This is a genomic window from Acidobacteriota bacterium, assembly GCA_016195325.1.
In the GTDB taxonomy this organism is placed as follows: Bacteria; Acidobacteriota; Polarisedimenticolia; order JACPZX01; family JACPZX01; genus JACPZX01.
On record JACPZX010000018.1, the window covers coordinates 48,086 to 62,230 of the forward strand.

Sequence of the window (14,145 nt, forward strand, 5' to 3'; positions counted from 1 at the left end):
ACTCACCCCCCGCGGGTCTTTCGACCGCGCATGACATCCTGCAGGCGGCGCGCACCGACATCGATGTCGCGCTTTTCCGTCGCTCGCGTCGTCTTCCTGAAAACGTGCAGCACGTACACTGATTCGAAGAACTTCGCGACGTAGAAGACACGATGCTCGAGCCGCGTGTGCACCCTTATCTCGACGACCCCGGGCCCGACGCTCGGCATGGGCCTGAAGTCCGACGGCTCGAGCCCGGTCTGGACGAGGAAGAGCTCGTGCCCGGCCTTCCGCCTCGCGTCGACCGAAAGCTTCCGCATGTCGGCGAGCGAGGAGCCCACCCAGATGATCGGCTTCTCGGTCACCGCCAGATTATACTAGTATTCGTATCGCAAGACAAGGCCTCCCCGATCACTCCCACCCGCACTGCTGGCCGGCGTTCTCCTTCTCGAGGTACGCGAGGAGGGGGGCGAAGTAGTCGAGCATCGGCTTCGTCGAGAGGTCCGACCCCGTCGCGTCGCGGATGACCTTGCGCCAGTCCTCGGTCGCCCCCTTCGAGAGGATCGACCGGAGGAAGTCCCCCGTCTCCACGCTCCCGTAGTAGTTGCACGAGCGCGGGTCCTGCTTCAGGATCTTCTTCGCGATGTGCTGGTGGAGCTGGTACTTCAGGACGGTCGCGACGGCGTAGTCGTAGTACTGCCCCGGGTCGTCGTTGATGTGCGTCTTCGTCGCCGGATCGCAGAACTCCTCCCCGCGCGGGGACGGCGGCTCGACCCCCTGGAATTTCGCGACGTACTCCCACCAGCGCTTGTTCCACTCGGACGGCGGGAGGTTCTTCTCGTAGAGGTCGTGTTCCCAGTGCGACATCGTCCCGGCCCCCCAGACGAGGAACGGCACCGTCGCGTCGAGCGCCGCGTCGAGGAGGACGGCGATCCGGTCCGGGTTCTGATCGGCGGGCATCACCCCGACCTGCTTCAGGTAGGGGGTCTGCATCGCGGCGATCGAGATCAGCTCGCCGATCCCCTCGTGGAAGCCGCGGTTGGCGCCGGCGCGGAGAAGAAGAGGGACCTCGGGGCGCTCGTACGAGATGTAGTAATAGGCGTGACCCAGCTCATGGTGCGCGGTCGAGAACCAGAGGGCGTTCGGCTCGATACTCTGGAGGGAGCGGATGTCGCCGTTGAGGTTCATCGGCCAGGCCGAGGCGTGCGTGTTCTTCTTCCTCCCCGATCCCTTCGGGACCGGGTAGAGGTCGGACTTCTCCCAGAAGACGGCGGGGAGGCTCGGGAACCCCATCGAGACGTAGAAGGACTCCGCCTGCCTCACGATCCACTGAGGCGTGCGATCCTTGAAGAGAGGATCGTAGTCCACCCCTTCGACGACGCCCGACCAGTGCTGCGACCAGCGGTTGTCGAGCCACTGGGCGGGGATCTTCTTCGGGATCGGCTGGTGGTACCTCTCGGCGAGGTGGCGGCGCGTGAAGCAGTGGAGCTGCCTGTAGAGGGGGTCGATGTCCTTCAGGAAGCCGTCGAGCATCGCCATCATCTCGGGGACGGTCATCCCGTAGTCGGCGATCTGGAGGGCGTAGAAGGACGAGAAGCCCATCTCGCGCGCGACGGCGTTCCGGAGCTTCTGGAGATCCTCGAGGCCGGGGCGCAGCGTGGGGCCGCTCTGCTTGCTCACCTCCCACACCTTCCGCCTCTCGTCGAGATCGCGGCTCTTCCGGAGCGTGTCGTCGATCTCGTTGGCCGTGATCGGTGTCGCGCACCCTGACGGGCCCTTCTCCATGCAGAAGGTGAACGAGTCGAGCGTGCTCGACTGCCGGCTCTCGGCCTCGACGCGCCGGGCCACGACGTCGGGGATCGTGCCGGGGTACTCGGCGGCGGCGCGGAGGATCCGATCGAGCTGGCGCGTCTGGAGGGGCGAGAGGAGATCCGTGTGCGCCTTCAGGCGGCGGACCTCGGCGATGACCTGGGGGTCCCCGACGAAGGCCGCGAGGGCCTTGTCGGCGGCGACGCGCCCGCCGTCGTGCTCGGGGGTGACGTCGGTGGTGGCGGCCCACTCGGCCTGCTGGGCCACGTAATAGAGGCGCTGGAAGAGGGAGGAGTACAGGTCGAGGAAGCGCTGCCCTTCGTCGGGGGGGATGTCCACGGCCCCGGCGCCGAAGGCCGCCGTGAGGGAGGCGAGAATCACCGTGGCGAGGCCGGCCGTTCGCATCCTGCGCATCGTTCCTCCCGTGAGATGTGGGATTGAGTTGCGATAGACTGCCGCAGCGATGACGAAGCCGCAACTCCACCCGCTTCGCGGTCTGATCGTGGCGCAGTTCTTCGGCGCCTTCAACGACAACGCCTTCAAGCTCTTCGTCGCGCTCCTCTCGATGCGGGCCGTGCGCGCCGCAGGCCTGACGGCCGCGGCCATCGAGGGCGCCTCGCAGACGCGCACGACGATCGCCTTCGTCGTCTTCACGCTTCCCCTGGTCCTCGTCTCGCTCCCGGCGGGGCTCCTCGCGGATCGCGCGGGCAAGAGGTCGATCCTGATCGCGATGAAGGGGGTCGAGCTCTGTTTGATGGTTGCGGGGACGATGGCCCTCGCCGTCGACCCGGCGGGGACGACCCTCCCCCTCGTCATCCTGGGCCTCATGGGGGCGCAGAGCGCCCTCTTCAGCCCCGCGAAGTACGGCATCCTCCCCGAGATCCTCCCGCACGCGCGCCTCTCGTGGGGGAACGGCCTCCTCGAGATGTGGACCTTCGTGGCGATCATCGCGGGGACGGCGGCCGGAGGCCCTCTCCTCGACGCCACCGGGGAGCGCGCGTGGATCGCGGGGGCGATGCTCACGGCGCTCGCGATCGCGGGGCTGTTCGCGGCGCGCACGATCCAGCGCGTGCCGCCCGCACGGTCCGAAGGGGATCTCGCGGGAAGCCTGAGGGCGGCCTTCAGGGCGATGCGCGCCGATCGCGCCCTGGGCCTCGCCGTCCTCGGGTCGACCTTCTTCTGGGGGATCGCGAGCCTCCTCGGGCAGGACGTCCTCGTCTACATCAAGACGACCCTGGGGATCGCGGACGCGCTGTCGGGGGCCCCCCTCGCCCTCTTCGGAGTCGGCGTCGGGGCGGGGACGCTCCTCGCCGGGAAGCTCTCCGCCGAGAAGGTCGAGTACGGCCTCCTCCCGATGGGAGCGGTCGGCCTCGCCCTCCTGACGAGCGCCCTGGGCCTCCTCGCTCCCGGCTTCGCCGGGACGATGCTCCTGATGGCGCTCCTCGGAATCGCGAGCGGCCTCCTCGTGGTGCCGCTGAACGCGATCCTCCAGTGGCGCGCCCCCGCCGACCGGCGCGGCGCCGTCATCGCCCTCGCCAACGTCTTCATCTTCACGGGCATCCTCGGCGGGTCGCTCATGGCGGAGGGGCTCTCGCGGTTCGGCGTCTCGCCGCGCGGGATCCTGGTCGGCGCGGCCCTCGTCACGCTCGCCCTCACGCTCTGGGCGGTGGCGCTCATGCCGGTCGCGCTCCTCCGTCTCGCGCTCGTGCTCCTGACGCACACGTTTTACAGGGTGCGCGTCGTCGGATCGGAGAACGTGCCTCGGAAGGGAGGGGCGCTCCTCGTCCCGAACCACGTCTCGTTCGTGGACGGGCTGCTGGTGATGGCGAGCCTCGACCGGAACGTCCACTTCGTCGTGGACGCCGACTACTTCCACCACCCGCTGGTGAAGCCCTTCGCCGCCGCGCTCGGGGCGATCCCGATCTCGGCCTCGGGGGGGCCCCGCATGGTCCTCCGGGCGCTCCGCGACGCGGGGAAGCGCCTCGACGAGGGGAAGCTGGTCTGCATCTTCGCCGAGGGGGAGATCACCCGGACGGGGATGATGCTCCCGTTCAAGCGGGGGATGGAGAGGATCGCGAAGGGTCGGACGTCCCCCGTCATCCCGGTCAACCTCGATCGCGTCTGGGGGAGCGTCTTCAGCCGGGCTCACGGCCGGTTCGTGACGAAGCTCCCCGAGAGCATCCCCTACCCGGTGACGATGTCGTTCGGAGCGCCCCTCCCCGCCGCGACGCCGCTGCACGAAGTCCGGCGGGCCGTCCACGAGCTGGGGGAATCCGCCGCGCGCCTTCGCGAGACGGGCGCCTCTCCGCTCCACCACACCTTCGTCCGCGGGGCGCGCCGCCATCCGCTCGCGTTCTGCTTCGCCGAGGCCGAGCGGCCATGGGTCAGCCGCTTCGCGGCGCTCACGGGAGCGGTCGCCCTCGCGCGGGGTCTCCGCGAGGCGTGGCGCGGCCAGAGCTTCGTGGGGATCCTCCTCCCCCCCTCGGTCGCCGCGGCCGAGGTCAACATCGCCGTCGCCCTCGCGGGGCGGACGAGCGTCAATTTGAACTACACCTCGGGGCGCGCGGCGATGTCGTCGGCGGTGGCGCAGGCCGGCGTGAGGTCGGTCGTGACGAGCAGGACATTCCTCGAGAGGGCGAAGCTCCGGATTCCGGAGGGGGTGACGCCGATCTGGATCGAGGAGATCGCCTCCGGCGTCGGCCCCGTGGCGCGCGCGGCGGCGACCGTCGCGGCGCTCGCGCTCCCCCTGAGGCTCCTCGAGAGGGCATGCGGCGCCGCGGGGCGCACCTCCGCGGGGGACATCGCGACGGTCATCTTCAGCAGCGGGAGCACGGGAGAGCCGAAGGGGGTTCTCCTCACGCACTTCAACGTCGATTCGAACGCCTCGGCCGTCTCGCAGGTCTTCCGCGTCACGCCATCCGACAGGATTCTCGGGATCCTCCCCCTCTTCCACTCGTTCGGCTTCCTCGCGCTCTGGGTCGCCGCGTCGAGCCGCGTGGGCATCGTCTTCCACCCGAGCCCCCTCGACGCCGGGATGGTGGGAGAGCTGGTCCAGCGCCACCGCGTGACGATGCTCCTCGCGACGCCGACCTTCCTGAAGCTCTACATGCGGCGCTGCACGCCGGCGCAGTTCGGATCGCTGCGCCTCGTCCTCGCCGGCGCGGAGAAGCTCGGCGAGCGGCTCGCGTCGAGCTTCGAGGAGACCTTCGGCATCCGCCCCCTCGAAGGGTACGGCGCCACGGAGTGCTCGCCGGCGATTGCCGTCAGCAGCCTCGACTTCCGCGGCCCGGGTTTCTACCAGCCGGGCTCCCGGAGAGGTTTCGTCGGCCAGCCCCTCCCCGGCGTCGCCGTGCGGATCGTCGATCCCGACACCTTCGCGCCCCTCCCCCCCGGATCGCCCGGGATGCTGATCGTGCGGGGGCCGAACGTGATGAAGGGGTATCTCGGCCGCGACGACCTGACGGCGCAGGTGATGCGGGACGGCTGGTACGTGACCGGCGACATCGCGCTCATGGACGAGGACGGCTTTGTCAAGATCACCGACCGCCTCTCGCGCTTCTCGAAGATCGGCGGCGAGATGGTCCCCCACGGGCGCGTGGAGGAAGCCCTGCACGAGGCGGCCTCTCGCGACGACCAGGTCTTCGCCGTCACGGCCGTCCCCGACGAGAGGAAGGGGGAGCGCCTCGCGGTCCTCCACACCCTCGACCCGGCGGCCCTTCCCGCCGTCCTCGAGAAGCTCTCAGCCCTCGGGCTTCCGAACCTCTTCATCCCGCAGCTTGCGGCCTTCGTGAAGGTCGAGCGCCTCCCGCTCCTCGGCAGCGGGAAGCTCGATCTCCGCGAGATTCGCCGCGTCGCGACCGAGGCGCTGGCCCATCCGCGAACGTCGTCGTGATAACTTGAGCGCCCGGAACGCTCCGTCGAGCGGTCTTGGGACCTCGAACATCGCGGAAGAGGAGAAAAAGATGATGAGACGACTCGGTCTCGCCGTTGCACTCGTCTTCGTCGCCTGCCTCGCGCTCGCAGTCGCCGGCGAAGGGAAGGGGAAGACCCACGAGATGAACGCCACGGTCGTCGCCTACGACCAGGCGTCGAAGATGATCACGATCAAGGACGACCAGGGCCAGGAACACAAGGCTCCAGTTTCAGGAGCCGCCCTCCTCGTCGCGAACTCGGTGAAAGCCGGCGCGAAGGTGACGATTACCTGTCAGGACAACGAGAAGGGAGAGCACAAGGCCGTCGTCGGGATCGCGCCCGCCAAGAGCTGAGGCTTCCGAACCAGGCCGGAGCCGCCCCTCGACGCGCGCCCGCTCCCGGCGTGCCTTCGGCTCCGGCTGTTCGATTCCGGGACGTGCGGTCCCGCGGCCGGTCGCCCCATCCCGCTCCTCCCGGCCGCGATCGACCGATTCCCCCCGGATTGCGACGCTTCCCGCCTCGAGGGCATCTGGCACAGTGGTTGCCTTAGATGAGACGGGAGACGACATCCATGAGCAAGCTCATCGCGATCGTCCTGATGATCTTCACCGCCATCCTCCACATCCTCTTCGGCTCGCCGCGGGTCTACGGGGGCGAGAGCAGCACCTCGATGCGGATCGAGTCCTCCGGCGATCTCGGGGACTGCGGCTCGCTGAGCGTCACCTTCGATCGGCATGTCGCGACGCGGATGGAGGAGTCGTTCTCGATCCCCGGCCGCGGCACCGAGCTGCGGGCGGTCCTTCCCGCCGCGTCGGGGGCCCGCGTGACGGGATGGGATCGCAGCGACTACGAGATCACCGTCTGCAAGGCGGCGCGCGACGCGGAGACTCTCGATCGCGTGGCGGTCGCGCATGACGGAGGCGCCGTGTCCGTCACGGGGCCGCAGGGCGGCGACTGGGTCGTGTACCTCCTCATCCACGCCCCGAAGGACTCCTCGATCGACTTCGAGACGTCGAACGGCCCGCTCGACTTCCACGGCGTGACCGGGAAGCTCCGAGCCCGAACGGAGAACGGCCCCGTCACGTTCAGGGGTTGCGCCGCCGACGTCGTCGCCACGACGGAGAACGGCCCCATCTCCTTCACCGGAAGCGGGAGGAACGTTTCGCTCAAGGCCCTCAACGGCCCGGTGAGCGTGGATCTCGAGGGGAGGAGCTGGGAGGGCGGGCGCCTTGAGGCCTCGACGCAGAACGGGCCCGTCTCCCTCGAGCTCGAGGCGGGGTTCCAGTCCGGGGTCGACGTGACGTCGACGGGGCACTCCCCATTCTCGTGCAGCGCCGCGGCCTGCGCCGGAGCGGACCGCACCCGGGACGACGATCATCGCGCCGTCCACTTCGGCGACCGCGCGACCGCCGTCAGTCTCTCCACCGAGAACGGCCCGGTGTCGATCCGATCTCCGAAGAACGAGATCTGACGTGGTGTCTTGACCCGCGCTCCCCGACCCGCGTAGAATCGCCTCCTCACCTGGCTTGACACTCTCCCCCTTCCCTGAGAGGGAGTGACCCGCCCCATAGAGGAGGCCTTTCACCCCAGCCGTGAAGTTCCCGTTCGGGGAGTCGTCCGCGCATTCACACACCAGGAGGCTTGAAGTGATGATGAACCACTCTCTTCGACTGTCCGCGATCGCCGTCGCGATGGGAGCCGCCCTCTCGCTCCCGTCGGCGGCCCCCGCGGGAGGCAACGGCCACGAGAACAAGAGGCCGGCCGCAGACATGGACATCCGCGACGCGAACGGCGCGCGCGCCCACAAGCTCGCCCCCGGCGCGGGCGAGGCCGCGATGACGGCAGGCCAGGGGAAGGCCCTCGGCGCCCTCCGCAAGCAGGCCGCGGATCTCGAGGTCGCCTGGAGCGCCCTCACGGGCGCCCCCAACCGGATCCACAGCATGACGAAGACCCTCACCGGCCCGAGCGGCTCGGCCCCCGCCGACGTCGCGGCGGAATTCCTCGGGAAGAACCTCTCCCTCTTCAGGCTCTCCCCGGCCGACGTCAGCGAGAACCGCTTCTCGCGCGACTTCGTCACCCGGAGCACCGGCGTCACGCACCTGACGATCCAGCAGCGCGCGCACGGGCTCGACGTCTTCGGCGCGATGCTGAACGTCAACGTCGACGCCGAGGGGCGCATCGTGAACGTCGCGGGCGAGCTCCTCCCCGACGTCCACGCGAGCGCCAACACGAAGAATCCGAAGATCACGGCCGACGAGGCGGCGAACCTCGCCGCGGACGCGTCGAGCGTGACGAAGCCCGGCAACATCCCCGCGGGCACGCTCGTCTTCTTCCCGATGGAAATCGGGAGGGCGCGCCTCGCGTGGGATCTCACGGTCGACGACGCCGAGACGAACGACTCCTACCGGACGATCGTGGACGCGACGGACGGGACGGTGCTGTGGCGCCACAACCTGACGTCGTACAACCACCTCCCGACGCACGGTCAGGTCTACACCGGCGACAGCCCCAACCCCGACTTCCCGGTCGGATCCTCCACGGGTATCGTCGCCCGCGTGGACGCCCCCTTCACCGGGGACGGCTTCTACCCGCACGCCGATCCTCACGAGGACTGGTGGAACGGCGGCCCCGACCCCGGCCGCACGACGACGACCAGCAACAACGTCTTCGCGCAGGACGACCGCGACGGCGACAACACCGGCGGATTCCGTCCCACGGCGGGGGCCGGTGAGAGCTTCACCTACGCCATCGACCTGACGATGGACCCGAAGACGTACACGTCGGCCGCCCTCGCGAACCTCTTCTACTGGAACAACCGGCTGCACGACCTCTACTACCAGCTCGGCTTCGACGAGGCCTCCGGGAACTTCCAGGTGAACAACTTCGGCCTCGGCGGCGCCGGGAACGATCCGGTCCTCGCCGACGCGCAGGACAACCGCGACGCGAACACGCCGTCGCTGTGCAACGCCAACTTCAACACGCCGGCCGACGGCACGTCGCCGCGGATGCAGATGTTCCAGTGCAACAAGACGAGCCCGGAGCGGGACGGCGATCTCGACAACCACGTGATCGCGCACGAGTTCACGCACGGCGTGCACTCGCGCCTCGTGCCGACGCTGACCGGCTTCCAGGAGGTCGGTGAGGGTTGGGCCGACTTCATGGGGCTGACGTTCCTCGTCGATCCGACCGACGGGGTCGACGCCCAGTACGTCGTCGGCGAGTGGCTCTTCGGCTTCGGCATCCGCCGCCAGGCCTACACGACCGATCAGACGGTCTTCACGCGCACGTACGCGAACCTCACCGACGGGGCGACCTGCGCCGTCAAGGTGTGCAGCAACAACTCGAGCATGACCTGCACCAAGAACTCCGACTGCGGCGGCGGGAACACGTGCAACGCCACCGGCTGCCAGTTCGACTTCCAGTGCCAGCCGCCGGCCACCGCGATCAACCAGGGGCTCTGCTCCCCCGAGGTGCACAACACCGGAGAGCTCTGGGCCGAAACGCTCTGGATCGCGCGCGCCAACCTCGTCAAGAAGTACGGCTGGGCGACGGGCAACAGGACGATCCAGCAGGACGTCATCGACGGGATGAAGATGTCGGCGCCGATGCCCGACTTCCTCGACGATCGGGACGCCATCCTGCTGGCCGACGTCACCGACAACGGCGGCGTCAACGTCTGCCTCCTCTGGGACGCCTTCGCCCGGATGGGCCTCGGCGTGTCGGCCGTCACGCTCGGGCCGAACGACATCAACCCGATCCAGGCGTTCGACCTGCCGTCCGCCTGCACGCCGAACGTCCGCGTGAACGCCTCGCTCGACTTCGGCAACGTCTGCATCGGCGGTTCGGCCGCCCTGCCGATCGAGGTCTTCAACACGGGCACCGGCGATCTCATCGTGAACAGCGTCTCCCAGACCTCGGGGAGCAGCTCCATCACGGTCGATCCGAACCCGGCGACGCCACTCGACATCAGCGCCGACGCGCACGTGGACTTCACGGCCCGCTGCGCCCCGGCCTCCTCCGGGACGAAGACGGCCAAGATCACCGTCAAGACCAACGACGTCGATCAGCCGTCCATCGATCTCACCGCCACATGCAACTCGCTCGCCCCGGTGGCCGACACGCTCATCGCCGACTCCGGGAACTTCGGAGACGTCTGCATCGGATCGTTCAAGGATCTGGCGTTGACGGTCAACAACAGCGGCGGCTGCCCGCTCACGATCAGCGGGCTCAGCTCCTCCTCGGCGGACTTCCTCGTCGCGGGGGCGCAGACGCTGCCGATCACCGTGGCGCCGGGCGCGTCGGTGCAGATCTTCATCCGCTTCCAGCCGGCGACCTTCGGCGCGAAGACGGGGACGATCACCCTCGCCACCTCCGATCCGGTGAACTCCATCCGGACCGTCAACGTCTCGGGCCGCGCTCCCTCCGGCACGATGACGGTCACCGGCTCCACCGACTTCGGCGACGTCTGCGCGGGCGCGCAGGCCGAGAAGACGCTGTCGGTCTGCAACACCGGGTCGTGCGATCTCCACGTCACCAGCGTGGCCTTCTCACCGGCGTGCGCCGACTTCACGCTGGTCAACAACCCGTTCCCGGCGACGGTCAGCCACGACTTCTGTCTCGGCGTCGTCATCCGCTTCACGCCGACGTCCGCGGGGCCGAAGAGCTGCACCCTGGTGATCATGGGCGACGATCCGGTCACGCCGGTGAAGTCTCTCACCGTGACAGCGAACACCCCCGTCGCCTCGATCGACGTGCCGCCGGATCTCGGATTCCCGGCGACGGTCATCCAGTCGGTGGGCGCGTGCAAGACCCCCGAGCCCTTCCCCGTCTCGAACAAGGGGCAGTGCAACCTGAACATCACGAACTTCGCGATCACGAACGATCCGGCGGAGTACTCCCTCGCCGCGGTGCCGTCGTTCCCGATCATCCTGCAGCCGGGGCACGTGGCCGGCGACGGGGCGCTTCAGGACGTCTTCGGGCCCGTCACGCTCGACAGGGCGCGGACCGGAAACGTGACGGTGACGTACGAGTCCGATCCGATCACGCACGCCACGCAGAGCGTCACGCGCGCGATGTGCGGCGAGGCGGTGAGGACGGGCGCGAGGGTCCTCGTCCGGGCCGGTGGCGTGCCGCTGGCGGTGGTCACCAAGATCCAGCTCCAGCGGATCAACGCCAATCGGAACAAGAACCTGCTCGACACGAACGACGTCGTGTTCAACGCGGCGCTTCAGACGGTCGTGCCGGGCGCGCCCTGCGCGCCGTTCCAGTTCCACCGCGAGTACGGGACGGTGTCGAACCCGATCCAGCTCCTGCCGGGCTCCTACCAGGTGACCGTCAGCGCGAACGTCAACGGCAAGAAGGTATCGAAGACCGTCGGGTTCTCCGTGGACACCTGCGGCTTCAACCAGAACATCATCGTCGACTTCTAGGCGATCGTTTTTTCCGTTCGAATGCGGGAGGCTCGCGTCATCGCGGGCCTCCTTTTTTTTGCCTCGCGGTGCCCGGACCGCGCGCGGGGATCAAGGTGGGCTCACCCCGCTCCGGCGCCACCCGTTCCATGACTCGCGGGCCGGCTTCCGCGCCCGTCGAGGTTGCGGATCGCTCGCTTGGGGCATCACGCCGCTGGGCGACTCCAGCCGGCCCACTCGTCAGGACGGGTCCCGGCGCCTGCGCTTGAAGGGTCGCCCACCTTGATCCCCGCGCGCGGTCCGAAGTGGCTTCGCGGGTCAATCCGGAAGAAGGTCGGCGATCGAATCGAGAGTCAGGTCCGGTCTTGCGCCGGCGGCCTCGGCGGCGCCGGGCTCGTACCTGCCGGTCCGCACCAGCGCGGTCCGACATCCCGCCGCGGCGCCGCCGAGGATGTCGTTGACGATGTCGTCCCCCACGACAAGGACCTGATCGGGGGGGAGCCCCACGTCGGCCAAGGCCAGATCGAAGAATCGGCGCGACGGTTTCCCGACCACCTCCGCGGTGATCCCGGTCGCGTACTCCAGCGCGGCGACGAAGGGGCCGGCGTCGAGAACCACCCCGCGCACCGGGCCCGCGTGCCAGAAGCGGTTCTTGTGGAGGGCGAGGAGCTTCGCACCGCCGCGAAGGTGCAGGAAGGCGCGGTTGAGAAGGTCATAGGTGAACCCGGGGCCCATGTCCCCCACGACGACCCAGTCGGGACGTTCCTCCACGATCTCGATGCCGTCGAAGTCCTCGAGAGCCTGCGGCGGGACCAGGGCGAAGGCGCGCCGCAGTCCCGAACCGACGATGCTCGCGCGCGCGAGGCTCGCGGGGATCAGCACCTCGTCGCGGTGCGCGGCGATCCCCGAATCGCAAAGCGCTGCGGCCGTCGCCGCGCGCGGGCGGCGCGTGGTGTTGGTCGTGAACCGCACGGTGAGGCCGCGCGCGCGGGCCCTCGCGACCGCTTCGGCTGCTCCCGGGAAAGCCCTTTCGCCGTCGAGGAGGGTGCCGTCGACGTCGAGGAGAACCGCGCCCGGGTTCACGGCGCGCCGGTGCGGAGCGCCGCCGTGTACTCCGCGGCGATCGCGAGTTCGAGATCCCTGTGGGCGTACTGCGGGGGCGCCCCCGCGCGGTACAGGTCGCGGTACCAGCGCGCGATCCGCTCGAGCCACACGGCGAACGGGGTGGGGGCGTAGCCGATCTCCGCCCTCGCGCGATCGATCGACGGGATCTGGCTGACCGGCTGCGTGAACGGCGAGAACGAGCGGTCGAGGCCCCGCGCGTCGAGGGCCGAGAGCGGGATCGGGATCGTCTCGACGGGGCGGCCGAGGAAGCCGGCCGACATCTCGACGACGCGGCGCAGCTCGAGGATCTCGCCGCACGCCAGGTTGTAGGCGCGCCGGAGCGCGACGGACTTTCCCGGGAGGTCCGCCAGCGTCTCGGCGGCGTCCCCGACGTACATCTGCCGGAAGCAGGCGACGCCGGCGTCGGGAAGGACGAGAGGGCGGCCGTCGTCGATCCGCTGGAAGTACGAGATGTGCCTCAGCGTTGGGTCGGCCTCCCCCCCCACGATGGGCATGCGGATCGCGGTGAAGGGGAAGTCCCTCTCGCGGCCGGCCGCGGCGTAGACCTCCTCGGCCTTGCGCTTCGCGTAGCCGTACGCGTATTCGATGCTCGACGGCCGCTCCTCGAAATCCGAGAGGCGCTCGAAGTCCTCCTCGCCGACCGGGCAGGGGAAGTCGCCGGTGCACCAGTAGACGCTGCACGTCGAGATGTGGATGAAGTGCGCCGTCCGGCCGGCGAAGGCGTCGACGGCGAGGGCCGCGCCGGCGGCGTCGTACGCCAGGAAGTCGAAGATCCCGTCGCGCCCCGCGTGCGCGGCGCGCGCGAGATCTCCGGGGCTCCCGCGATCCCCGAGGACGCGGCCGACGCGATTTCCGAACGGGTCGAGCTTCTGCCCCCGGTTGAAGAGCGTGACCTTGTGGCCGCGCGCCAGCAGGGCCTCGACGAGGCGCCGGCCGATGAAACGGGTGCCGCCGAGGACGAGGAGCTTCAAGTCAGAAGACCGAGCGCTCGCAGGTGTGTCGCGATCTCGAGCCTCGCGGCGGGGGTGGCGGGGGGAAGCGGCGGCCTCGGGTCGCCGCCGTGGTAGTGCAGCAGATCGAGGGCCGCCTTGAGCCCGCCGATCCCGTGCAGCCGCGTCACGGCCGCGGCGAGGGGCATCAGCTTTTCGTTGCCCGACCGCGCCGCCGTCGCGTCGCCGCGGCGCGCGGCGGTGCCGATGTCCGTGCACAGGCGCGGCGCGACGTTCGCCACCGCGAGCACGCCGCCGGCGGCTCCGGCGAGGAGCCCGTCCGCCCACACGCGCGCGCTGCCGATGAGGACGTGGAAGGGGGCTCCCCCCTCGCGACGCACTGCCACGAGCGACTTGACGTTCTCGAGATCGCCGCCGCTGTCCTTGATGCCGACGATTCTCGGATGGGCGGCGAGCTTCGCGACGAGCGCCGGCGACAGCGGGACGCCGGTGAACTGCGGGACGGAGTAGAGGATGACCGGGCCGGGCGACGCGTCGGCGACGCTCCGGAAGTGCTTCTCGAGGACCATGTCGGTGTACTCGGGCTTGTAGTACGTCGGGGCGCCGAGGAGGACCGCGTCGGCCCCCAGATCGAAGGCCTCGCGCGTCGCGCGGACGGCGGCGAGGGTCGACTCGCGCCCGGTTCCGACGAGGAGGAGCTTCTTCCCCTTCTCGGCGGCCCGGCGGGCGGCGCCGATCGCCTCACGCTTCTCCCCCTCCTCGAGGAGGGGGGCCTCGCCGTTCGACCCGAGCACGACGTATCCGTCGAGCGGCTCGTCGTTCCACCGGGCGATGTTCTCGGCGATGTGCGCGGCCGAGATGCGCCAGCCTTCGAAGACGGTCGGGATCGGCGGGAAGAGGCCTCGCAGATTCACCATGCTGTGGGCTCCCATGGAGGCGATCGACGGGCAGTCTAACACGGG

The 14,145-nt window shown here is 69.5% G+C and carries 9 protein-coding genes; 4 read left to right on the forward strand and 5 right to left on the reverse strand.

Annotated features, from left to right (window positions below; translation table 11 throughout):
• Positions 1-2: 2 nt before the first annotated feature.
• Positions 3-299, reverse strand: coding sequence for a type II toxin-antitoxin system RelE/ParE family toxin (locus HY049_03815; protein MBI3448034.1), 297 nt, complete (start codon positions 297-299; stop codon positions 3-5).
• 91 nt (positions 300-390) lie between these two features.
• A complete protein-coding gene (locus HY049_03820; protein ID MBI3448035.1) occupies positions 391-2,202 on the reverse strand; it encodes a M2 family metallopeptidase in 1,812 nt (603 codons plus the stop codon).
• A gap of 49 nt (positions 2,203-2,251) precedes the next feature.
• Between HY049_03820 and HY049_03825 the strand changes: the two genes are divergently transcribed.
• The 4 genes from HY049_03825 to HY049_03840 all read left to right on the forward strand — a co-directional run bounded on the left by HY049_03825 (position 2,252) and on the right by HY049_03840 (position 11,129).
• Positions 2,252-5,680, forward strand: coding sequence for an MFS transporter (locus tag HY049_03825; GenBank protein MBI3448036.1), 3,429 nt, complete (start codon positions 2,252-2,254; stop codon positions 5,678-5,680).
• A 70-nt stretch (positions 5,681-5,750) separates the two neighbouring features.
• Positions 5,751-6,053, forward strand: a complete 303-nt coding sequence (locus HY049_03830) for a hypothetical protein (GenBank protein ID MBI3448037.1) — start codon at positions 5,751-5,753, stop codon at positions 6,051-6,053.
• A 218-nt stretch (positions 6,054-6,271) separates the two neighbouring features.
• Positions 6,272-7,171 carry a hypothetical protein gene (locus HY049_03835; protein ID MBI3448038.1) on the forward strand — a complete coding sequence of 300 codons (900 nt, stop codon included), beginning with the start codon at positions 6,272-6,274 and terminating at the stop codon, positions 7,169-7,171.
• A gap of 178 nt (positions 7,172-7,349) precedes the next feature.
• On the forward strand, positions 7,350-11,129 hold the full coding sequence (locus tag HY049_03840) for a M36 family metallopeptidase (protein MBI3448039.1): 3,780 nt from the start codon (positions 7,350-7,352) through the stop codon (positions 11,127-11,129).
• Positions 11,130-11,426: 297 nt separating this feature from the next.
• Here the strand turns inward: HY049_03840 and HY049_03845 are convergent, their stop codons facing one another.
• The 3 genes from HY049_03845 to HY049_03855 are packed head-to-tail and all read right to left on the reverse strand — an operon-like array spanning position 11,427 to position 14,100.
• Positions 11,427-12,191 carry a TIGR01458 family HAD-type hydrolase gene (locus HY049_03845; protein ID MBI3448040.1) on the reverse strand — a complete coding sequence of 255 codons (765 nt, stop codon included), beginning with the start codon at positions 12,189-12,191 and terminating at the stop codon, positions 11,427-11,429.
• Positions 12,188-13,204: an NAD-dependent epimerase/dehydratase family protein gene (locus HY049_03850; protein ID MBI3448041.1), complete on the reverse strand. Its 1,017-nt coding sequence runs from the start codon at positions 13,202-13,204 to the stop codon at positions 12,188-12,190. The genes HY049_03845 and HY049_03850 overlap by 4 nt, the downstream gene beginning before the upstream one ends.
• Complete coding sequence (locus HY049_03855; protein ID MBI3448042.1) at positions 13,201-14,100, reverse strand: dihydrodipicolinate synthase family protein; 900 nt, start codon at positions 14,098-14,100, stop codon at positions 13,201-13,203. The genes HY049_03850 and HY049_03855 overlap by 4 nt, the downstream gene beginning before the upstream one ends.
• Between the last annotated feature and the right edge of the window lie 45 nt (positions 14,101-14,145).

Excerpts from the sequence above, each read along its gene's own strand:
- HY049_03815 (MBI3448034.1), bottom strand. The coding sequence starts at position 299 with ATGCGGAAGCTTTCGGTCGACGCGAGGCGGAAGGCCGGGCACGAGCTC.
- HY049_03820 (MBI3448035.1), bottom strand. The coding sequence starts at position 2,202 with ATGCGCAGGATGCGAACGGCCGGCCTCGCCACGGTGATTCTCGCCTCC.
- HY049_03825 (MBI3448036.1), top strand. The coding sequence starts at position 2,252 with ATGACGAAGCCGCAACTCCACCCGCTTCGCGGTCTGATCGTGGCGCAG.
- HY049_03830 (MBI3448037.1), top strand. The coding sequence starts at position 5,751 with ATGATGAGACGACTCGGTCTCGCCGTTGCACTCGTCTTCGTCGCCTGC.
- HY049_03835 (MBI3448038.1), top strand. The coding sequence starts at position 6,272 with ATGAGCAAGCTCATCGCGATCGTCCTGATGATCTTCACCGCCATCCTC.
- HY049_03840 (MBI3448039.1), top strand. The coding sequence starts at position 7,350 with ATGATGAACCACTCTCTTCGACTGTCCGCGATCGCCGTCGCGATGGGA.
- HY049_03855 (MBI3448042.1), bottom strand. The coding sequence starts at position 14,100 with ATGGTGAATCTGCGAGGCCTCTTCCCGCCGATCCCGACCGTCTTCGAA.